The 22,046-nt window shown below is 69.2% G+C and carries 13 protein-coding genes; 2 read left to right on the forward strand and 11 right to left on the reverse strand.

Features of this window, described 5'->3' with window-relative positions:
- Positions 1-255: 255 nt before the first annotated feature.
- The gene (locus tag RJ05_RS22345; protein ID WP_306306398.1) at positions 256-1,095 is read left to right on the forward strand and encodes an alpha/beta hydrolase; all 840 of its coding nucleotides are present in this window, start codon (positions 256-258) and stop codon (positions 1,093-1,095) included.
- A 296-nt stretch (positions 1,096-1,391) separates the two neighbouring features.
- On the opposite strand, the gene RJ05_RS22350 is transcribed toward RJ05_RS22345, so the two are convergent.
- From RJ05_RS22350 to RJ05_RS22360, 3 genes are all read right to left on the reverse strand, one after another.
- On the reverse strand, positions 1,392-4,292 hold the full coding sequence (locus tag RJ05_RS22350) for a UPF0182 family protein (protein ID WP_036540330.1): 2,901 nt from the start codon (positions 4,290-4,292) through the stop codon (positions 1,392-1,394).
- Between the two features lie 98 nt (positions 4,293-4,390).
- Positions 4,391-5,044: an isochorismatase family protein gene (locus RJ05_RS22355; RefSeq protein WP_036540332.1), complete on the reverse strand. Its 654-nt coding sequence runs from the start codon at positions 5,042-5,044 to the stop codon at positions 4,391-4,393.
- Between the two features lie 57 nt (positions 5,045-5,101).
- Positions 5,102-5,905, reverse strand: a complete 804-nt coding sequence (locus tag RJ05_RS22360) for an SDR family oxidoreductase (RefSeq protein ID WP_051016814.1) — start codon at positions 5,903-5,905, stop codon at positions 5,102-5,104.
- Positions 5,906-6,007: 102 nt separating this feature from the next.
- Between RJ05_RS22360 and RJ05_RS22365 the strand changes: the two genes are divergently transcribed.
- On the forward strand, positions 6,008-7,654 hold the full coding sequence (locus tag RJ05_RS22365) for a (2,3-dihydroxybenzoyl)adenylate synthase (protein WP_036540333.1): 1,647 nt from the start codon (positions 6,008-6,010) through the stop codon (positions 7,652-7,654).
- A gap of 35 nt (positions 7,655-7,689) precedes the next feature.
- Here the strand turns inward: RJ05_RS22365 and RJ05_RS22370 are convergent, their stop codons facing one another.
- The 8 genes from RJ05_RS22370 to RJ05_RS22405 all read right to left on the reverse strand — a co-directional run bounded on the left by RJ05_RS22370 (position 7,690) and on the right by RJ05_RS22405 (position 21,663).
- Positions 7,690-7,929, reverse strand: coding sequence for a phosphopantetheine-binding protein (locus RJ05_RS22370; protein WP_036540334.1), 240 nt, complete (start codon positions 7,927-7,929; stop codon positions 7,690-7,692).
- Positions 7,930-7,934: 5 nt separating this feature from the next.
- Positions 7,935-8,774, reverse strand: a complete 840-nt coding sequence (locus tag RJ05_RS22375) for a siderophore-interacting protein (RefSeq protein WP_036540336.1) — start codon at positions 8,772-8,774, stop codon at positions 7,935-7,937.
- Positions 8,774-10,003: an enterobactin transporter EntS gene (gene entS, locus RJ05_RS22380; RefSeq protein WP_036540339.1), complete on the reverse strand. Its 1,230-nt coding sequence runs from the start codon at positions 10,001-10,003 to the stop codon at positions 8,774-8,776. The genes RJ05_RS22375 and entS overlap by 1 nt, the downstream gene beginning before the upstream one ends.
- Positions 10,000-10,995, reverse strand: a complete 996-nt coding sequence (locus RJ05_RS22385; RefSeq protein ID WP_036540342.1) for an ABC transporter substrate-binding protein — start codon at positions 10,993-10,995, stop codon at positions 10,000-10,002. Before RJ05_RS22385 ends, entS begins: the two co-directional genes overlap by 4 nt.
- Positions 10,996-11,032: 37 nt before the next feature.
- A complete protein-coding gene (locus tag RJ05_RS22390; protein WP_036540345.1) occupies positions 11,033-18,628 on the reverse strand; it encodes a non-ribosomal peptide synthetase in 7,596 nt (2,531 codons plus the stop codon).
- Positions 18,629-18,741: 113 nt separating this feature from the next.
- Positions 18,742-19,572: an ABC transporter ATP-binding protein gene (locus RJ05_RS22395; RefSeq protein WP_036540346.1), complete on the reverse strand. Its 831-nt coding sequence runs from the start codon at positions 19,570-19,572 to the stop codon at positions 18,742-18,744.
- A gap of 10 nt (positions 19,573-19,582) precedes the next feature.
- Positions 19,583-20,638 (reverse strand): FecCD family ABC transporter permease, encoded by a 1,056-nt coding sequence (locus RJ05_RS22400; RefSeq protein WP_036540347.1) that lies wholly within the window; start codon positions 20,636-20,638, stop codon positions 19,583-19,585.
- Complete coding sequence (locus tag RJ05_RS22405; protein WP_081597481.1) at positions 20,635-21,663, reverse strand: iron chelate uptake ABC transporter family permease subunit; 1,029 nt, start codon at positions 21,661-21,663, stop codon at positions 20,635-20,637. Before RJ05_RS22405 ends, RJ05_RS22400 begins: the two co-directional genes overlap by 4 nt.
- Between the last annotated feature and the right edge of the window lie 383 nt (positions 21,664-22,046).

The following is a 22,046-nucleotide window of genomic DNA, read 5'->3' on the forward strand; positions in this document are numbered from 1 at the left end:
GTTCGCCCCCGACCGCCGCGATACCGGCGAACGTCCGTCGACGCTCATGCATCCGCGGATTCTCGACCTCGAACGCGGCGAATGGCAGTGACCCGGACTCGCGCGAGTGGCGTGTAGATCTCGCGGCCGCCGGCCTCGGGACGGTACAACGGAAGAGTGAAGGCTTCGAAGCTCTGGACTGCTGCCCTCTGTGCCGTCGCCGCTTCCGTCGTTCTCACCGGCCCCGCGGCGGCCGCTCCTTCGGGTTCTCGCGTGGTGGCCGAATCGCCCATCGCGCCCCGTGTTTCGCAGATCGACGTGTATTCGCCGTCGATGGACAAGGTGGTCACCAACCGGGTGATCCGGGCGGCCGGCGCGGGTGCGCCGACGCTGTACCTGCTGACCGGCGCCGGCGGCGGCTCCGACGGCATCTCCTGGTGGAACGACACCGATGTGGCCCAGTTCTTCGCGGACAAGAACGTCAATGTCGTGATGCCGGTCGGTGGCGGTTACAGCCTCTACACCGATTGGATGGCCGACGATCCGGTGATGGGCCGCAACAAGTGGCAGACCTACCTGACCCATGAGCTGCCCGGCGTCATGGACGCGCGCCTCGGTGCCAGCGGCCGCAATGCCATCGCCGGGGTGTCGATGAGCGGCGCGTCCGCCATCGATCTCGCCATCCAGGCCGGGCCGCTCTACAGCGCCGTCGCGGCGTACAGCGGCTGCCCGTGGGCGACCGATCCGGTGGGGGTGTCGCTGGCCGGGGCGCAGGTGCTGCGCGGTGGCGGCAATCCGGGCAATGTCTGGGGTATGCCGGGCGGTCCCGGCTGGCGGGCCCATGACGCGTTCCTGAACGCGCATCGCCTCGCGGGTAAGTCGATCTTCTTGTCGGCCGCGTCCGGTATTCCGGGCGGGATCGATAAGGGCGGGTTGCCGATGCCTCCGGTCGAGGCCATCGCGAGCGCCTGCACGGGTGCGTTCGCGGGCCGGTTGGCCTCCCTGGGTATTCCCGCGACGCACCTCAATCGGGCGTCGGGGTCGCACACGTGGGGGCAGTTCGAGACCGACTTGCACGATTCGTGGCCGCAGCTGGCTCGCGCGATCGGCGCGTGAGTGTCGTGCGATGTGCCGGCGAGAAACCCCCTGAACAGAACAGTCCCCGGTAGTCTCCATCGAATTCATGAACCTCAGTCGTCGCTGATGGCTCCGAACTTCGACTGGCTTGCCGGGGGCCTAGCCGGATCTTGAAGCGATGTGACCACCGTTCTCCGGACGTCTCCTTCGAACGCGTCACACCCTTCGGTGTTCCGGTATATGTCCAGTATGGCCCTGATTCGGCGGCAGTCAAGACCCCTGACGCACCGATCCGGCGTCGTTGTCCGCCGTCGGCCCGCCGCTGCGGCGTCGGCTCATCCGCCCGGCCGTGGCAGCCCCTCGACCTGCTGCTGGATACGGTCGAGCGCATCGCGGATGGCCTCGATCTGGGCGTTGAGTTCGGCGATGGTCGCCTCGTCCACCGCGGGGGCCGGTACAGGCGGTCCGGGCGGCGGTGCGGGGCGCGGCCGGCCCGGCGGCGGTGGTGCGGCGGGGCCACCGCCCGGCGCGGTGGCGAGGTTGCCGGTTTCCGGGCCGAAGACCTGATCGAGCGCCTCGGCCAAGGTCGGGGCATAACCCACCCGGACACCGCCGGTGCCGGGATCGCGGTAGCTCACCAGCATCCGGGCCAGCTGCGGGAACGTGGACCCGTTCGGCGTGGTCGAGATCCGCTCGGTGAACAGCGGTTCGACATACAGCACTCCGCCTTGGGCGATCGGCAGCGTGAGCAGATTGCCGTATTGGATGCGGTTGGAACGCTCCAGCAGGGTGCGTTCGGAGGCCACCCTGGTATCGGAGATCATCGAGTTCTGGATCTGCTGCGGCCCCTGGGTGAGGGTGTCGGTGGGCAGTTGCAGCACCGTGAATCTGCCGTAGTCGTCCGGATCGCAATCGACCGAGATGTAGGCGGACAGGAACTCTCGATTGAACCCCACCATCGCACTCGCCAGCCGGAACGACGGAACGGCGGTTTCCGGGTCGCCCATCAGCACGTAGAACGGCGGCTGGTGTGGGTTGGTCTCGACCGTCGGGTCGCTGGGCACCGACCAGAACGCGTTGGTGGTGAAGAACTCTCGTGGTTCGTCGACGTGATACTTGGCCAGCATCTCGCGCTGGATGGCGAACAGGTCCTCCGGGTACCGGAAGTGGGCGCGCAGTTCCTCGCTGACCGCCTCCGGTGGCTCGACGGTCCCCGGGAAGACGTTCATCCACGCCGCCAGCACCGGATCGTCGCGGTCGACCTGGTAGAGGGTCACCGTGCCGTCGTAGGCGTCGACGGTGGCCTTGATCGAATTGCGCACGTACGAGATCTCCTCGAACGGCCCGTCCTCGGCCTCGTTACCGGGTGCCAGCGCCTCGAGCGAGCTGCGCTTGGCGTACGGGTAGCCGTCGACGGTGGTGTAGGCGTCGACGATCCACACGATCCGCCCGTCGACCACCGCGGGATAGGGGTCGTTGTCGGTGCTGAGCCAGGGCGCGACCAGTTCCACCCGGTGGCGGGGATCGCGATTGAAGATGATCTTGGAATCGGCATCGATCGCATCGGAGAAGATGATGTTGCGTTCGGCGTAGTGCACCGCGAAGGCCAGCCGGTCGGCCCAGTTCCCGATCGGCACGCCGCCCGCGCCGTCGTAGGTGTACTTGGTGGCGTCGGTGTCGTATTCGCGGGGTTCGGTCCCGCCGCCGACAATGGCGTAGTCGGGGTCGGCCGCGGCGATCACTTCGCCGAAATAGATGCGCGGCTGATCCACCGGGATCACCTGCTGCCCGGACGCGGCACTGGCGATATCGCTGACGGTGTAGATGGGATAACCGCTGTTGCTGCTCTCCGCGTCGCCTGCCGCGTCGCGCACCGCGGCGTTGACCCGGTTGGCCGGTGCGGCGACGAAGCCGTTGCCGTGGGTGTAGACGGTGTGCCGGTTGACCCAGTGCCGCTGATTGGCGCTGAGCGCGCTGGGCGTCAGTTCCCTGGCCGCGACCACGTAATCGCGCAACTGCCCGTCGATGCGGTAACGGTCGAGGTCCAGTTTGTCCGGGAAGCTGTAGAAATTCTTCAACTGCTGCTGCTGGGTGAAGGTCCGTGACAGCACGTTCGGGTCGAGCAGACGCACGTTGGCGATGGTGGTGGCGTCGGCGGGGACCTGGGGTGGCGGTGTCGTCCCGATCCCCGGGTACGGCTGATAGTCCACACGGTCGCTGCCGATTCCGTAGGCCTGCCGGGTGGCGGCGATATTGCGTTCGATGTAGACGCGTTCCTTGTCGGCGGCATTGGGCCGGACCGAGAGCTGTTCGACCGCCAGCGGCCACACCCCGCCCACCAGAATCGACGACAGCAGCAGCAGCGCGGCCGCCATCGCCGGGATACGCAGATCGCGCACCACCACCGCGGAGAAGACGGCTACGGCACAGATGATCGCGATGGCGAACATGATCAGCCGGGCCGGCAGCACCGCGTTGATGTCGGTGTAGCCGGCACCGGCGAAGGTGGGTTCGCGGCTGTGGCTCGACAGCAGCGCGTACCGGTCGAGCCAGTAGGCGACGGCCTTCAGCAGGATGAACGAACCGGCCAGCACCGCCAGCTGCGCCCGGGCCGCGGTGGTGAGACCGGGGAATTTGCCGGTCACTCTGATGCCGCCGAGCAGATAGTGCGCGGCGAGAGCGGCCAGAAAAGCGAGCACGACGGTGGCGAACAGCCAGCTCACCACGAGCCGGTAGAACGGCAGATCGAAGACGAAGAAGCCGATATCGTGCCCGAACTCGGGGTCGTCGATACCGAAGGCGCCGCCGCGCAGGAACAGCTGCACCGTGGTCCAGCGCGACTGGCCGATCAGCCCGCAGATCAGCGCGAGCGCGCCCGCGATCCCCAGCCCGAACCACAGCGGCTTGCGCAGCAGCACGCTGCGGTAGGGCAGCAGATAGTCCTCCCGTTCGTCGTCGGCGATCAGCAACGGCCGGTAACGGTAGGCCTGCCACATCGCCGCGAACACCACACCGCCGACGAACAATCCGACGACGAAGAACATCACCACCCTGGTGACCAGGACGGTGCGCCAAACCTCGCGATAGCCGACCTCGCCGAACCACAACCAACCGATGTAGACCCCGATCAGCCGGGGCACGACCAGCAGCAGCACGACGAGCATCGCCACGGTGATCACCAGCAGCCGTACGCTGCCCGGTAACCGCCGCCAGCTGGGAATCTCGCGTGTGCTCATCACCGGCTCTCCCGTTGGCTGCACCGGCCGAGGGGTGGGTGGCCGGCACTGGCCATGTGCCCCGATACTACCGGCGCGGCCGCGGCGGCGGGCTCGGCTCAGCCGGCCCGGGCCGGTACCTCGCTGAGCTGTTCGAGCAGATCAGCGGTGCTCAGTACGGCGCCGCAGCGGCGCGCGGTGTAGTTCAACGCCATCAGGTGTTCGTCGCGGCTGAAATCGGCGGTGGCGTCCAGGGCAAGGAACGGGCGCACATCGCTCATGAACGCCTCCGCCGCGCTGAGCATGCACCCCATATGGGTGTAGACGCCGGTGATCATCAGCTGGTCCCGGTTGTAATAGCCGAGCAGTTCGCGCAGATCGGTGCGCTGGAAGGCCGAATATCGCCATTTGGTGACCTGGATATCGCTGGCGTGCGGGCGTAGCTCGGGCACGACTTCGGTGTCGGGACCGTGCGACATGCCGGTGCCCCAGAAGTCGGCGAGGATGCCGCGGCGCGAGGGATGCTGGTTGCCCGGCTGCATGGTGTAGATGACCGGGACGCCGAGTTCGTGGCAGCGATCGCGCAGCCGCGCGATATTGACGAGCAGGGTGCGGGCCGGATCCCGCGTGACGTCGTAGGCGGACAGGAAATACTGCTGCATATCGTGGATCAGCAGGGCGCTGCGCTCCGGTGTGACGGTCCAGGCCACCTCGTTCGGTGCGACCTCGTCCGCGGTGGGTAGGTCGTAGGGCGCGATCGGGGGTATGGGCATGACATCTCTCCGGTTGGTCGTATCGGTGCTGACGGCAGGGCACGGGGCCCGGTGATTTCACATGTCGAGCGTGGCGCCGCCGTCCACCCGCAGGTCGTGCATGGTGATGTGGCGGGCATCCGCGGAAGCGAGGAACCGCACGGCCGCGGCGATATCGTCGGCGGTGGCGATGCGGCGCAAGGGGATACCGAGGCGGTAGGCGTGCGCGTCGCCGTCGAGCAGCGCGGTGCGGGCGGTGGCGTCGAGGGGACGATCGTCGTCTGCGTAGAGGCCGCGCAGCATGGCGGTGTCGGTGGAGCCCGGTGAGACCAGGTTCACCCGGACGCCGTGCGGGGCGACCTGGAGGGCGAGCGCGCGGGTGAAGGCGGTGGCGGCGGCCTTCGACGCACAGTAGGCGGCCATACCCACGCGCGGCGCGGCGGCCGCATTGGACGACACCACCACGATCGAACCCCTTCCGGCTGCGACCATTTCACGCGCGGCACGCTGGGTGACGAGCATGGTGGCGGTGGCGTTGACGGCCAGGCTGGTGTGCCATTCCTGCGCGGTGATCTCCAAGGCGCTGCCCGCTCGCATGATTCCCGCGGCGTGCGCGACCACATCGGGGGCGCCGTATTCGGTGACGAGCGCGTCGAACGCGGCGTCGACCGCTGTCGCGTCGGTCAGATCGACTTCGGTCGCGATCACCGAACATGCTGCGGTAGCGGCGATTTCCCCGGCGATCCGGTGGACGCGCGGATCGCGGTCCCAGAGTGCGAGGGTGTGGGACTCGGAGGCGAATCGCTGCGCTGTCGCCGCGCCGATTCCGGCCGCGGCCCCGGTGACGACGACCACTCGCTGTCCCGAAACGTTCATGAACATGAGGTTAGCCTAACCTGATAAGAATGTGGGGAGCTTGCGCTCGCAACGCCTCCTGAGCGGGGCATCCGAACACTCCGATTCACTGAAAAGAGGTGGCCCGCAATGCCGTCCAACGTTCTGCCCGGCTTCACACCATGGCCGGAAGCCGACGCGCACCGGTACCGCGAGCAGAAGCTCTGGGCGGGTGAAACCTTCGGCGATATGCTGTCCGCCCGCGCCGCCACGTCCCCCGACGCGCTCGCCGTCATCGACGACACTCACCGGTGGACCTACCGTGAACTCGACCGACGCTCGCGCGGCCTGGCCACCGGCCTGGCTCGGCTCGGAATCGGTCGTCAGGACCGGGTTCTGGTGCAGTTGCCCAACCGCGCGGAGTTCGTGGAGGTGATCTTCGCGCTGTTCCGGCTCGGCGCACTGCCGGTGTTCTGCCTGCCCGCCCACCGCGCGGCCGAGTTGACACCCATCGCGACGGCGGCCGCGGCGAAGGCCGTGATCACCTGCGCGCAGCACCAGCGTTTCGACCATGCGGCGCTGGCCGATTCGATCCGCGCCGAGGTCGACTCCGTCGAGCATGTGCTCATCGTGGGCGAGGACGATGCGGTCCTTCCCGAACACGCCCGCGCGCTGGCGGAGTTCCGGGACGAGCCGGGCGAGCTGCCCGCACCGGACCCGTCGGACGTGGCGTTCCTCCAGCTGTCCGGCGGCAGCACCGGCATACCGAAGCTCATCCCCCGAACCCACGACGACTACCTCTACAGCGTGCGCCGCAGCGCCGAGATCTGTGAACTCGACAGCGACACCGTATATTTGGCGGCCCTCCCGGTGGCACACAACTTCCCCATGAGCTCGCCGGGCATTCTCGGCGCGCTGTGGGCCGGCGGCACCGTCGCCATGACGCCCGATCCCACACCCGCTACGGCCTTCGCCGCGATCGAACGGTTCGGCGTCACCATCACCGGGCTGGTGCCGCCGCTGGCGCGGCTGTGGGTGGAGCGGGCCGAAGCCGGCGCTACCCCTGATCTGTCCAGCCTGCGAGTGGTGCAGGTCGGTGGTGCGCGCTGCCAGGAGGAGCTGGCCCGGCGGATCGGCCCGGCGCTCGGCGTCACCCTGCAGCAGGTGTTCGGGATGGCCGAGGGCCTGGTCTGCTACACCCGCCTCGACGACCCGCTGGACGTGGTCATCGCCACCCAGGGCCGGCCGATGTCGGAACACGACCGGATCGCGGTGGTCGACGATGACGGCAGCCCGGTCCCGCCTGGCGCCGACGGCAACCTGATCACCCAGGGGCCCTATACGATTCGCGGCTACTACGACAACCCGGACGCCGATGCCCGCAGTTTCACCCCCGATGGCTGGTACCGCACCGGCGATGTCGTGAGCGTGCGACCCGACGGCAATATCGTCGTCAAGGGCCGCGCCGGCGACTGGGTCAATCGCGGCGGGGAGAAGGTCTCGGCCGAGGAACTCGAGGCCCACCTGCTCGAGCATCCCGCGGTACGGGACGCGGTGATCATCGGCACGCCGGATCCTGTGCTCGGCCAGCGTATCTGCGCCTTCGTCCAACCCGTCGACGACGCCGAGCGGCCGACGCTGACCGCGGTGCGCACCTTCGTCCGGGAGCGCGGCGTGGCGGCCTGGAAGATGCCCGACGCGGTGGTGATCGTCGAGCAGTTCCCGGAGACCGGGGTCGGCAAGACCAGCAGGCGTGAACTGCGCCGGTTGCTGGCCGCGGGCACGCGCACCGCATGAGCGAGCCGGTGGCGCGGCCGGTGCCGCGCCACCGCTCATGACAGGGCGTCCAGCCAGGAGCCGAGCACCGGGTCGGAGGCCAGCGTGGCGAAGTCGATCTGGTCGTGTCCGGCGGCGCGCCACTTCTCCACCAGGGACATGATCCGCACTGAATCCAGCCCCGCGTCCAGGAGATTGGTATCGATCGCCAGTTCATCGGCGGAGATCCCGAGCGCGGCGGCGATATCGTCGACGACGAAGCGCTGCTGGGCGGGGATGGTCTGTTCGTCGCTCATGGAGCTCATTCCTCTCGGTCGAAATCGGCCACGCCGCGTTTCCAGTAGCCGGCGATCAGATAGTCCTTCGGGTCGACGCCCAGTTCGGTGCGCACCCAGCGCCGCAGCGGGCGCAGCGCACCGGCCTCGGCGGCCAGCCACACGTACACCCGTTCACCGGGCGCGACGGTCACCGTGCGCACGGCCTGTTCGAGGGCGTCACCGTGGCCGGGGGCGAGATCGCCGCGATGCACCCAGCGCACCCGCACCCCCGCCGGGGCGTTCAGCGCGATCTCCTGTTCCGGTCCGGTGACCTCGACGAACACCCACCCGGAGGCGGTGCGCGGCAACCACTCCAGCCACCGCGCGATCGCGGGCAGCGCGGTGATGTCACCGGCGAGCAGATACTTGTCGTAGCTGCGCGGGACGACGACACCGCCCGGCGGGCCCGCGATGTGGATGCGGGTGCCCGGCCTCGCCGCCCGCGCCCAGTCCGAGGCGAGGCCGCCGGGGTGCAGCGCGAAGTCGATGTCGAGTTCCAGGGCTTCGCGGTCGTAGCGGCGCACCGTGTACTCCCGCGACACCGGGCGCGGACTGCCCCATTCCAGCGACAGCCCGTCGCGGCGCGGCAGCCGTAGTACGCCGTCGTCACCGGGAAAGACCAGGCGCACATGCTCGTCCGGCACATAGCTGTGGAATCCGGCCAGGTCGGCGCCACCGAAGGTGAGGCGAAGCAGTCCTGCGCCCACCGGTTCGCTGCGCAGCACCTCGACCTCACACAGCCCGATCGGATAGCCCACCTTCTCGCCGTGATCTCCCGCCAGCACCTCGGTGATGCGTTCGGCATAGGCGGCGCGATCCACCATTACTGCTCCTTCTTCTCGTACAACGGTCTCGACAGGGCGGCGGTCAGCGCGGTGAGCACCAGCACCGCCACGCCGTAGACCACCAATGCCGCAGCGGGCGCGAACAATTGACCGGCCACGCCCGCCACCATCGACCCGATGGCGGTTCCGGTGACGGCCTGCACCATGAGCAGCCCAGAGATCCGGCCACGCAACTCCTCCGGCGCATGCTGCTGGAGCACGGTGTAGCGCAGCACCATGTTCACCGCCCTGGCCACACCGAAACCGGCCAGACCGAGGAACACTCCGGCAGCATGCGGGGACAGCCCGGCCGCGATGACGCCGAGCGGCATCACCGCCATGGCGGCGATCAGATCCCGGCCGGGATTGCGGCTGCGGCCGATCCAACCGCTGGTCAGCGAGCCGATCACCGCGCCTGCGCCGGGTGCGGCGTAGAGCAGGCCCAAGGTCGTCGGCCCGGCGCCCAACTCGACATCGGCAAAGGCGGGCAACAGCACCAGTGGCCCGCTGACCAGCATGGCGATGAGGCCGGTCAGCAGGGCCGCGCGGATCACGCGGTGGCTCATCGCGAAACCGATCCCGATCGTCAGCTCCCGCAACGGATATTGCGCGTCGCGCGCGGGCGGCGGCGCCGGGCCGATCGCACGAATCAAACCGACGGTCGCGGCGGTGGCGCCCGCGGCGATGAAGAACGCCGGGGCGACACCGGTCTGCGCGATGAGAATGCCCGCGAGTGCCGGGGTGATCATGGTGCCGAGATCGGAGGTGAGCGCGGTCAACGCACCGGCGGCGGCGACCTTCTCCCGCCCGACCAGCACCGGAACCAGCGCCATCATGGCGGTGCCACTGACGCCGCCGGCCGCCCCGTCCAGGGCGGCGGCGGCATAGATGACGGCCAGCTGCGGATCCGGCAGCAGCGCATTGGCGCCCAACGCGAGGAACCCCGCGCCGGCGGCGGTGCGCGACCACTGGATCACGGTGCGGCGATCGAACCGGTCGGCGATCACGCCACCGGCCAGGCTGCCGGTGAACAGCGCGATCGCGGTCACGGTGGTGACTCCGGCGACGTGCAACGTCGAACCGGACAGCTGATAGACCTGCACCGGCAGGGCCACCATCAGCAATCCGATACCGAGCACCGACACCAGCCGTGCGGCGAACGCGGCCCGGAAGGGCCGGCTCGACCGCAACGGCGAGATGTCGATCAGCAGTCCGGAGACCGCTGTCACTTGAAGCGCTCCGCGATCAGGTCGAGGGTGTCCATGACACTGCGGTAATCGGGACGCGCGCTGGCGGCGGGCAACTCGAAGACGTTGCCGGTCTTGAACGCGGGCAGCTGCGCGTACAGCGGATCCTCGGCCAGCTGAGCCGCGTTGCGGCCGCCGGACAGCGACACCACGAACACCACCGGCGCGTCGACGACGGTGCTCAGCAGCTCGGGGCTGAAGTGGAACCAGTCGGCGGCCTCCGGCTTGGCCGGGTTACCCGCCTTCTCCGCGACCTTGTCGTCGATGGTGAAACCGACCTCGGCCAGCAGCCGGGGCAGCGCCGCCGACGGCAGGAACAGCGTGGGCTCCTGGCTCTTCACCGACTGCACGAACGCGACCGCGCCCGCGGGCGCCTTGACCGACTCCTTCACCTTCGCCACTTTGTCCTGGTAGGCGGTGATCAGGCCGTCGACCTTGTCGGGGCGGCCGACCACCTCGGCCACCAACCGCAGCTGATCGGCCCAGTCGGTGGTGGTCGCGGGCACCAGCACGGTCGGCGCGATGGCCGAGAGCTGGTCGTAGGCGTTGATGGACTGCTGGGCCGGGAAGCCCTGCCCGCCGCCGATGATCAGATCCGGCCGCTGGTTGGCGATGAACTCCAGGTTGATGTTGTCGCCGATCGGGAGTTCCACGGTGCCTTGCGCTTTCGCGTCCTCGGCCCAGGCCGCCGGGAACCCGCCGGTGCGGGTGTTGACGCCGAGCAACCGGGGATCGGCGGCCGCGACCGGCGCCTCGAGGTCGTAGAGATAGCCGGCCAGCGCGCCGTTGAGGACGACGATGCGCTGCGGATCAGCGGGCACCTGGACGGGGCCGCGTTCGGTCTGCACCTCGCGGGTGCCCGCGGATTCGGTGGCGTCGGAGTCGGCGCCGCAGCCCGCGACGAGCGCGGTGAGGGCGAGGATCAGCAAGGCTACGGCGGCGCGTAACCGCGCGGTCGATCGGATGACGAACATGGGTGGGTTGCTCTCTTCTTTCTCGTGGTGGGGAAGTTCAGTGGCGCAACGCCGGGTCGGCGTCGAGCAGCGCGGCGACCTCGGTCCAGCCCTGCGGCGAGACGATGTCGAAGTGCGAGTACGGCAGCCGCCGCACCGTGAGCCGCGCCCCCGCGGCCCGCCAACCGGCGAGCTGGGCGTCGGTTCGGGCGGAGTCGATGCCCGGGTCGGCGGCGTAGAGGGCCATCGGACCGCGGTATCGCGGTGTGGTCGAGGCGGGAACCAGCGCGAGCAGCGACCTCGCGGCTGCGCGGATGGCGTCGGCGAGTTCGGGTGCGTCGTCGGGTAGTTCGGGCAGCAACCGGTCGAGTTCGGCCGGGTAGGCCAGCGAGCGGGTGGCCTGTTCGGCGAGGTTCGCCAGCGGATGGGAGTCGATCAGGCCGGCGAACGCGACGTCCTCCCCCGCCGCCTCCATCGCCGCGGCGATGGCGTGCACGATATTGCCGCCGAGCGAATACCCGAGCAGCCGGTACGGGCCGTGCGGTTGGATGCGGCGCATCGTCTCCAGATAATGCGCGGCCAGCTCGTCGAGGGTCCGGGCGCCGATGTCGTGTCCGCTCAACGTCGGTGCTTGCAGCCCGACCAACGGCCGGTCCGCGCGCAGCAACCGGGCCAGCGGTGCGAACTGCCACGCCGTGCCGCCGACCGGGTGCACGCAGAAGATCGGTGCGGCCGAGCCCGTCGGACGCAGATCCAGGACGTGGTCGAGGCGGCGGCCGTACATGGCGAGGGCGTCGGGCGCCGTCTCTGGCGGAGACGTCCTCGCGCTCGACGACACGACTTCGTCGGACAGGGTGCTGGTCTCCTGCGCGGGTGCGTGCGCGGCTGACGACGCCCTGGTTGCGCGCGGGATGGCGCTCACCGCGTCCGGCGAGACTGCGGCGGAATGCGCGGCGGCGATGTCCGGGGCCGGCAACGCGGTGGCAGTGCTGGACGAGGCCGCGGCGGTGGTGATCGCTCGGGCGAGCGAGCGGGCAGTCGGGGCCGCGAAGACATCGTCGAGGACCACTGCCAAGCCCGCTCGCCGCAGCCGCCCGGTCAAGCGCACGGCGGTCAGGGAGTGGCCGCCGGCGGCGAAGAAATCGTCGTCGGGCTGGAGCCCGGGGGACGACAGCACCGCCGACATGGCGTCGAGCACCGTGCGCACCAGGTTCGGCGATTCCGGCACGGGCGGACCGCCCGGGGCTGCCTCGTCTGCGCGGGCGTGGATGCGGTCACCCTGATTGCCTGCGCCGCTGTGCGATCCCCGATCGAGCGACAAGGCGCCACCTTCTCGCGTGTCGGCTGGGGCGCCGTTCGGGCCCGCCTGGTCACGCACGGAGGTCTGCTCGGCGCCCGGCGACCCGGCACCGGCGATCGGCCCGGTCGTACTCGCCTGCTCATCCGGCGCGGGCAGCGCCTTGCGGTCGATCTTTTCGCTGGTGGTACGCGGGATCTCGGCGAGGACGACCAAGGCCGCGGGAACCATGTGGGCGGGCAGGGCGGTGCGCACCTGTTCGAGCACCCGGCCGGTGTCGATCACCGCACCGCCCTTGGCGATCAGGTACCCCACCAGCCGTTGATCGCCGGGCCGGTCTTCGCGCAGCAGCACCACGGCTTGGGCGACGTCATCGCAGCCGAGCAGCGCCGATTCGATTTCGCCGAGTTCGATGCGCTGCCCGCGCAGCTTCACCTGGCTGTCGGCGCGGCCCACGTAGTCGAGTTCGCCGTCGGCGGTCCATTTCACCAGGTCACCGGTGCGGTACAGGCGATCGCCGTGGCCGCCGGGGTCCGCGACGAACGCGGCGGCGGTCAGGTCGGGGCGGGCGAAGTAACCGCGCGCCAACTGGATGCCGGTGAGGTAGAGCTCGCCGACGGCACCGACGCGGACGGGTCGCAGCCGGTCGTCGAGCACACGCACGCCCGAACCTTCGGCGGGGCGGCCGATCGGCACCGACGTCGTGTCGGCGTCGGTGGTCTCGTGGAAGGTGATGCAGACCGCGGCCTCGGTGGGGCCGTACAGGTTGTAGACCTGTGTGCCCGTCAGCGCCCGCATGCGATGGGCGGTGGCGGGTGGTAGCGCCTCGCCGCCGGTCACCACGCACCGCAGGTCGGTGCACCCGGACAGATCGGCTTCTTCGGCGAGCACGGTGAGCATCGAGGTGGTCATCTGCATGACCGTCACCCGCTCGTCGCGCATCAGTTGCGCCTGGTAGTAGGGATCGCGGTGGCCATCCGGGCGGGTGAGCACGATGCGCGCGCCAACCAGCAGCGGCAGGAACAGCTCGAGCAGCGAGGCGTCGAACGTCGGTGGAGTCCGGTACAGGACGGTGTCGTGCGCACCGACACCCTGATGGCGCCGCAACCATTCGAAGGTGTTGACGATGGCGGCGTGCGAGACCGTCACTCCCTTGGGCACGCCGGTGGAGCCGGAGGTGAACAGCAGGTAGGCGGAGTTGTCCGGACGCAGCGGTGCGCGACGGTCGTCGTCGGTGACGGCACCATCGCCGAATGCGCTGGTATCGAGCTCGTCGACGGCGACGACCACCGCGCGGTCGGTGCCGAACCCGGCCCGCGCGGTGCTGAGCACGAGCGCCGGCCGCGCGGTCGCCAGAATCAGATCCACCCGCCGCGCCGGTTGGGAGAGGTCGATCGGCAGATACACCCCGCCGGCCCGGCAGATCGCATGCGCGGCAATGACGGAATCCAGATCACGTGCCATGGCCACCGCAACCACTGTCTCCGGGCCGATGCCGTAGGCGATCAGCCAGCGCGCCAAGCGATTCGAACGAGCCTCGAACTCGGCGTAGGTCAGCGTAGTGCCCTCAAGGGTGATGGCGGGCGCCTGCGGATCGATATCCGGCACCTTCCAATCGACGAGCGTGGTGCCGCCGCTTCCAGCAGCCGCTTCGCGTCGCGGCGCACCGATCTCCGAGAAACCAGCAGACGACGCGGCGCCCGGTGCTGCGTCCAGGACAGCAACACCCGCACCGGCGGGGACCGCCCCCGCGTTCCCGATGTCGACGCGATCCGCTGCCACGGCAGTACGCCCGAACAACGCCCCGACCACCCTGGCCGGATCGGCGACCAGCCCGGCCAGCACATCGGCCAACCGCTGGGCCAGGTGCCCCGCCAGCGCTTCGGGCACGGTCGCCGGATCGTGGTGCAGCATCAGCCGGAACCGATCGCCCGGTAACGCCGTCACCGTCACCGGGTAGTGGGTGAGGCTGTGCACTGCGACGTCCGCGACCCGCAGTTGATGCGAATCCGGCTGGCGCAGGCCGGTCTTGGGGAAGTTCTCGAAAACCACCAGTGTGTCGAACAGACGCCCGCGGCCGATGGCGCGCTCCACGGTGGCGAGCCCGAGGAAGCCGATCTCTCGCAATTCGAGTGCGGTGCGCTGGAATTGCGGCAGTTGCTCGAGCAGTGGGCGGTCGGTCTCGACCCGCAGGCGCGCGGGCACCGTATTGCTGAACAGGCCGACCGTGGATTCCACGCCGACGAGTTCGGCGGGTCGGCCAGAGACGACGGTGCCGAACACGACGTCGGTGTGCCCGAGGAATTCGGCAAGCACCACCGACCATGCACCCTGCAACAGCGTGTTCATGGTGACGCCGCGTTCGCGGCCGACCGACTCCAGCGCTTCGGCAGCGGATTCCGGCAACGGAACCGACAGCCCGATCGCCGCAGCGCGCGGCGATGCGGAGGCATGCTCGGTTGCGGCAGAGCCAGGCTCACCCTCGACGGAGCCCGGCAACCTCGACTCGCTGCCGAGCTGCGCCCATGCCTGGTGCTGCCCCGCGGCGATCATCTCGCCGACCAGCGAGGGCCATTCCACGCCCGTCAGGTATTCACCCCAATGATTCAGCGCGGCATCGAGATCACGATCAGCCAGCCAGGCAAGGTAGTCCCCGTAGTATCCACCGCGCGCCGGCTCGTCCCCGTGGTACAGCGCGAGCGTCTCGCGCAGCATGATGGGGATCGACCAGCCGTCGGCCAGCAGGTGGTGGGCGGTGAGGATCAGGCGGGAGGCGGTATCGGTCAGCCGGATGACGAGGATCCGCAGCAGCGGCGGCTCGCTGATGTCGAAGGGCGTCGCGCCCGCGTCACGCTCGAGTTCGTCGGCCAAGAGTTCAGGGTCTGCGTCCGCGCGCAGGTCTTCCACCCGCCAGTCCAGCCGGGGAGATGCCGGCACCACCTGCACCGGCTGGTCGAACTCGTAGCAGAAGGCGGCACCGAGGTTCGGGTGCCGGTTCAGCATGGCCCGCACCGCGACGGCCAGTTGGGCCGGATCCAATGGCCCGGCGAGATCGAATCGCGCGGTCATGGTGTAGACGTCATCGGCGCCGTCGCGCAGCGCGTGGTACAGCAGCCCTTCCTGCAACGGCGACAAGGGCAGCACGTCGGCAATCGGACCGTAGCGCGCGGTCAAAGCGTCCAACTCGGTCTGCGGCAGCTCGACCAGTGGGCGTCGCGATGTCGAACGTTCGGGTGCCCGGGCGACGACGTGTTCGGCGGCCAGAGCCAACTCACCGAATCCTCTGCGGCTCAGCAGTTCCTGCGGCGCGAGTACGAGACCACGTTCGCGCAACCTGGTACTGACGGTGATAGCGGTGATGCTGTCGCCACCCACGCCGAAGAAGTCGTCATCCATGCTCACCCCGTCGTGGCCGAGCGCCGCCGAGACGACCTCACACAGCGCACGCTCGGCCTCCGTCGACGGTGGCCGACCAGCCGATTCGGACGCGGGCTCCGGCAACGCGGCCCGATCGATTTTCCCGTTCACTGTGGTCGGCAGCTCGGTGAGCACAACGATGCGCGAGGGCACCATATGGTCCGGGAGCAGATCGGCGAGGCGATGACGCAGCTGTGCGGAATCGATGGCGTCGCCGCCGGATTCGCCGACGACGTACCCGATGAGCGTCGCACGTTCGCCGACGGTCCGGGTATCGGCAGCCGCCGCGCGTACCTGCGGAAGCGTGTTCAGCGCCGCCTCGATTTCACCGAGCTCGACCCGATGCCCGCGTATCTTGACCTGGGCGTCGACCCGGCCGGCGTATTCGTATCCGCGGCCGGGCACCCACCGCGCCCGGTCGCCGGTGCGGTACATGCGCGCTCCCGGCGGACCGTACGGGTCCGCGACGAAACGGTGCGCGGTGGTCGCCGGCTGTTCGCGGTAGCCGCGGGCCAGTTGCGGGCCGGAGAGGTACAACTCGCCGATCTGGTTGTCCGCGACCACCTGTAAAGCGTTGTCCAGCAGATAAACCCGGACCCCTGGCAGGGGAAGACCGATGTGTGGTTGCGCCCCACGCACCGCAGTGGCGATGGCGTCGACCGTCGCTTCGGTCGGGCCGTAGAGATTCATCGCGGGAATGTCCGACCGCTGTAGGTCTCGCCACAGCTGCGGCGGGCAGGCCTCGCCACCGAGCGCGACCAGGTGGGGCCGAGTGCCGGCGAGCCCGTGCTCGAGCAGGGCCGCGATCAACGTGGGCGTGCCGTCGACGATGTCGATGCCGTCGCGCCGGAACGCCCGCACCAACGCATCCGGGTCACGCCGGATCACACTGTCGTACAGGTGCACACAGTGTCCATCCAGCAGCCACAGCAGCGGATCCAGGGAAGCGTCGAAGGCGAACGACGTCGTATGAGCGACACGCAGCGGCCGGTCCGGGGTGGGTGTGGCGAACAAGCCCCGACGGTGAGCTGCCAGTAGGTGCGCGAGGGCGTCGTGGTCCACCAGCACGCCCTTGGGTCGTCCGGTGGAACCGGAGGTGTAGATCAGATACGCGCCCTGATCGAGCCGGGGTCCGGCGGTGGTGAGCGGCGCCGAGTCGAAGGCGTCGATCTCGGCCCGCACCGCGGCGTCTTCCAGCGCGACGGCGGGCTCCCCCAGCTCGCCGGCGAGTTCGCCGGCGACGAGCACCAGCACCGGTGCGGCATCCTCGATCGTCGCCCGCAGCCGGCTCACCGGATGCTCCGGATCGAGCGGCAGATACACGCCACCGGCACGCCAGATCGCGAAGATCGACACCACGAACTGCGCGGTCCGCGGCAACGCGACACCGACCACCGAATCCGGGCCGACACCCCGATCGCGAAGGTAGCGGGCCAGCCGGTTCACGGTCGCGGCGAATTCCGCTGCCGTCCACACTTTTCCGTCGACAGCGGGCACACCGCTCCTCGGTGTCCGCGCGACCAACCGATCCAGAGCCGCCGGAACCGTTTCGACACGTGACGGCAAGGACGGCCCGGAGCGCGCCGCGAGTAACTCCCCCCGCGTGGCGCGGTCGATCACCTCGAGCGCACCGACCGGCGGTTTATCGCTGCCGATGAACGCCTCGATCACCCGCACCAATCCGTCCACCCGCCCGCGCACGGTCGCTGGATCGTTGGTGCGCGCATCGGATTCGAATCCGAGCAGCACGGTGCCGTCGGGCAGCGGCGTCACCGTCAACCCGAGGTCCTCGGGCGGCCCGCCCGCCACGTTGCGCAGCACACCCTTGGCGCCGTCGAAGTCGAGCGCGAAGTCGAAAACCTTGAGGTTGATACCGACACCGTGCAGCAGCTCACCGGCCCCGAAGCCATGGAAGTCGCGGGCCAGGTCGTCGCCGCTGTAGCGCTGATGGGCACGCACTTCACGCAAGGTTTCCGCGACCCGCGGCCCCAGCTCGCCCAGCCGGTCGCCGGAACTCACCCGCAGCCGCAAAGGCAGCACATTGACCGCCATCGCCGGTGTGGTGAGTGCGGCGCGGCCGACCCGGCCCATCAGCAACATGGACACCACCACATCGGAGGTGCCGAGCTGGCGGTTGAGGAATGCCGCATAGCCGGCGACCAGCGCATCCGCCCAGGTGATGCCGTAGCTTTCGGCGCTGTCGCGCAACGTCGCGAGGGTCTGCGCGGACAGTACGGCCTCCGCACGCAGCGTGCGCTCGACCGCGCCACCCACGTGACGACCACGTCCATCCAGATCCGGCCACGGCGTGAGCTGATCACGCCAGAACCGCCGATCCCGCTCGAAGGAGTCGCTGTCGCGGTAGGCCCGTTCCTCCGCGACCAGATCGGCGATGGTGCCGAAGGTCGGCTTAGGCGCGTCTTTGCCCCGCCGCAGCGCGGTGTAGTGCGCGGCGACGCGTCGTGAGAGCAGCGCCGCACTGTAGCCGTCGACGATCAGGTGGTGATAGAGCTGCACGCACCAGACCTGGCAGTCGGTGACGCGGATCAGGGTGTAGATGTAGAGCTGACGGTCCACCATGGCGCGACAGTGCTCGGCGGCCCGATGACGTTCCAGCGCGACGGCTTCATGAGCGAGCCCGAGCGGGTCGGCGACGGCGCGCAGGTCGATAACCGGACGCAGTTCAGCGTGCGCCCCGCTGACGAATTGCCTCGGCCCATCCGGTGTTTCGCAGAACCGCAGTCGCATGTTCTCGGCCTCGTCGACGGTGCGCCGAATGGCCTCTGCCAGCAGCTCGACGTCGATCGGGGTCGCCCCGGTGATCTCGAGGACCTCGCCGACCAGGTAACGCCCGGATTCGGGATCGAAGCGCTGGGCGTTCCAGATTCCCAGCTGCGGCCCGGTCAGCGGCAGCAGAGCCGCTCCGTCCTCGCCCTTCACCGGCAACTCCCTTCACCCTCAACACATTTCCGTGCCAGGTAACACCTCGACACTCGACCATCAGAGCAGTTTGCTTAGGTTAGCCTATCTTTAGTTCCCGGTGGGGAGCTACGTCAGCGCACCGTGACGGCGTTCTCCGCCAGCGGAATGACCAGGGGCGCTCCGGTTTCGGGATCCTCGATCACCCGGCAACCGAGATCGAATACCGAACGCACCAGGTCGGCGGTCACGATCTCCCCCGGCGGACCAGCAGCTCTGATCTGCCCGTCTCGCATGGCGATGAGATGGTCGGCATAGCGGAACGCGTGATTGAGGTCGTGCAGCACCGCGACCACGGTCCGCCCGGATTCGCGGTTCAGCGTGCGGCACAGATCGAGCAGCTGGATCTGGTGCGCGATATCGAGATACGTGGTGGGCTCATCGAGCAGAATCACCGGGGTGTCCTGCGCCAGCACCATCGCGATCCACACCCGCTGACGCTGGCCGCCGGAGAGTTCGTCCACCGAACGCGCGGACAACTCGGTCACACCGGTGGCCGCCATCGCGGTGGCCACCGCCTCCGCATCGGCCTGCGACCACTGCCGCAACAGCGACTGATGCGGATAGCGCCCGCGCGCGACCAGGTCGGCGACCCGGATGCCGTCGGGCGCCGTGGAGGTCTGCGGCAGTAGCCCGATCCGCCGCGCCACTTCTTTGGCCGGGAAGCTGCTGATCGCTTTGCCGTCGAGCAGCACCGTCCCCGATTCCGGCGCCAGCAACCGGGCCAGGGCACGCAGCAGCGTGGATTTGCCGCAGGCGTTCGGGCCGATGATCACGGTGAACGATCCGTCGGGGATGTCGGCGGACAGGTCCTCGCTGATCGTGCGGCCGCGATAGCCGAGCCGCAGCCGGTCCGCGCGCAGCCGGGCCGGATGTGACTGCGCCTGCTCTGAGGTGTCCTTCATCGTCGCTCCCCTAGCTCCTTCTCGCCTCGGCGACCAGCACATACGCCAGATACAGCCCGCCGATCGAGACGGTCACCACGCCCACCGGCAGGGTGGTCGGCGCGAACAGCCGCTGCGCGAGCCAGTCCGAGGTGATCAGCAGCAATGCGCCCATCGCGGCGGCCGGAACGAGCGCGGTGGACGGCGTGCGCGCCAGCCTGCGCGCCAATTGGGGCGCGGCCAGTGCGATGAACGCGATCGGGCCGGTGACGGCCGTGGCCACCGCGGTCAGCGCCACGCTGAGAAAGATCAGCTGCAGCCTGGTCCGGCGCACCGGGATACCGACGGCGCTGGCCAGGTCGTCACCGAGTTCCAGCATCCGCAGGCGGGCGGCGAGCGGAATCACCGCCAGGCTCAATACCGTCAGCAGCGCCATCGCGGGCATGACCTGCCCCCAGGTGAGCCCGCTCAGCGAGCCCATCCCCCACGCGGCGGCACCCATCGCCGACAGCAGATCGGCGCGCAGGATCAACCAGGCGTTGATCGAGGCCAGCATGGCGCTCACCCCGATACCGACCAGGATCAACCGGAAACCGCTGACGTTGTGCCGCAGCGCCAGCAGCTGAATCGCGACCGCCGCGGCCAGCCCGCCCACCAGCGCACCGGCAGCGGTCCGGAACTCACCGCCGCCGAGCACCAGCATGACGATCAGCGCGCCGGTGTAGGCGCCGGTACCGAAGCCGACGATATCGGGGCTGCCCAGCGGATTCCTGGTCACCGATTGCAGGATCGCACCGCTCACCCCGAGCGCGGCGCCGAGCACCAGCGCCAGCAGCACCCGGGGAAACCGCCACTGCCACACCACGAGACGGTCGAACCGCTGATCGCCGACGAAGATCGCGCGCAGCACCCGGTCCGGCGGAATCGGTGCGTCGCCGCTGCCGAGGGCCAGCACCGCGATCAGCAGCGCCAGCGCCACCAGCGCCAGGCAGACGATCACGGTCCGGACGCCGATCATGGCGGTGAATCCGGCGGCCCGCGCACGGACCCGCACCGTCGCGCGGCCGAAGTCGATCCGCGCGCTCATGCCGCCGTCTCCCTGGCCCGCCGGGCCAGCCAGATCAGCGCGGGCGCACCGAGGAACGCCACCACCAGTCCGGCGGGTACCTCGTCCGGCCACAACACCACCCGGCCGAGTACATCCGCTCCGATCAGCAGGATCGGTGCGAGCACCATCGAATACGCGACGATCCAGCGTTGATCGGGTCCGACGATCCAGCGCGCCACATGCGGTACCGCCAGCCCGACGAAGGTGATCGGGCCGACGGCCGCGGTGGCCGCGCCGCACAGCAGGGTCAACGCCAGCACGGTGAGCAGCCGGGTGCGGCCGACGCGGACGCCGAGCGAGCGGGCCAGGTCGTCACCGAGCGCGACCGCGTTCAGGGATCTGGCCGCGACTACGGCGGCGATCGAACCGATCAGGATGAACGGCGCGGCGCCCGCGATCACGTCGAAACCGCGTCCGGTGAGCGAACCGGCATCCCAGTCACGCATCTGATCGACAGCGTTCGCGTTCAACAGGATCAGGCCCTTGGTGATCCCGGACAGCACCGCCGTCACCGCGACGCCGGCCAAGGTGAGCCGCACCGGATCCGCGCCCTGCCTGCCCGCGGTGCCCAAGCGATACACCACGAGCGATACGAGGGCCGCACCGGCGAACCCGAACCAGACGTAGGCGGTGATCTGCTCGACCCCGAGGAACGCCACCGCCATGGCAATGGCGAAGGCCGCGCCCGCGTTGATCCCGAGCAGGCCGGGATCGGCCAGCGGATTGCGGGTCAGCCCCTGCATCAGACAGCCGGCGACACCGAGTGCGAGCCCGGCGAGCAGGCCGAGCAGTGTGCGCGGCAGCCGGTAGTCGGTGACGATCAGGGCGTCAGGGGAACTCTGCGCACTCCATAACGCCGACCAGACATCCTGTACCGGAATGGCTTTGGCGCCGACGACCAGGCCGAGCAGGCAGGCGACGAGCAGTGCGGCCACCGCGAGCAACCATCCCGGCCACCGCCAAGAGCGCGTCGATCGCTGCGTGCCGGCCGGCAGATGGGTCATCGGCCATCTCCGCGACTGGCACCGCACTCCGGTGCGGGTAGGGCACTGTCCATCGGGGTGTCGTTCTCCAGTGATTTCAGCAGGTCGGACGGTGTTTAGGTAACGTAACTACCTGATTTCGGAGGTTAGCCTAACCTACATATGACGCATTTGTCCGGACTTCCCTACGAACCCCCTGGACGCACGGCCGACCCCTCGGCATGGCAGCCGAGTGGCCACTTCGCGCGCTCGCCGCCGCGAACCACCATGGCACAGACAGCCTTTGCAGGGAAGTCGCTGGAATGCGCTATCGGCCGCGAAAAGCCCTATGAACAGGGTTGATTCATCAACCGATACACCTCGACGAGCCAGCACTCGGCCTGCGCGGATCACACCGGCCGAAT

Origin of the sequence: Nocardia cyriacigeorgica NBRC 100375, from assembly GCF_000308555.1 — a bacterium.
GTDB classification, from domain to species: Bacteria; Actinomycetota; Actinomycetes; order Mycobacteriales; family Mycobacteriaceae; genus Nocardia; species Nocardia cyriacigeorgica.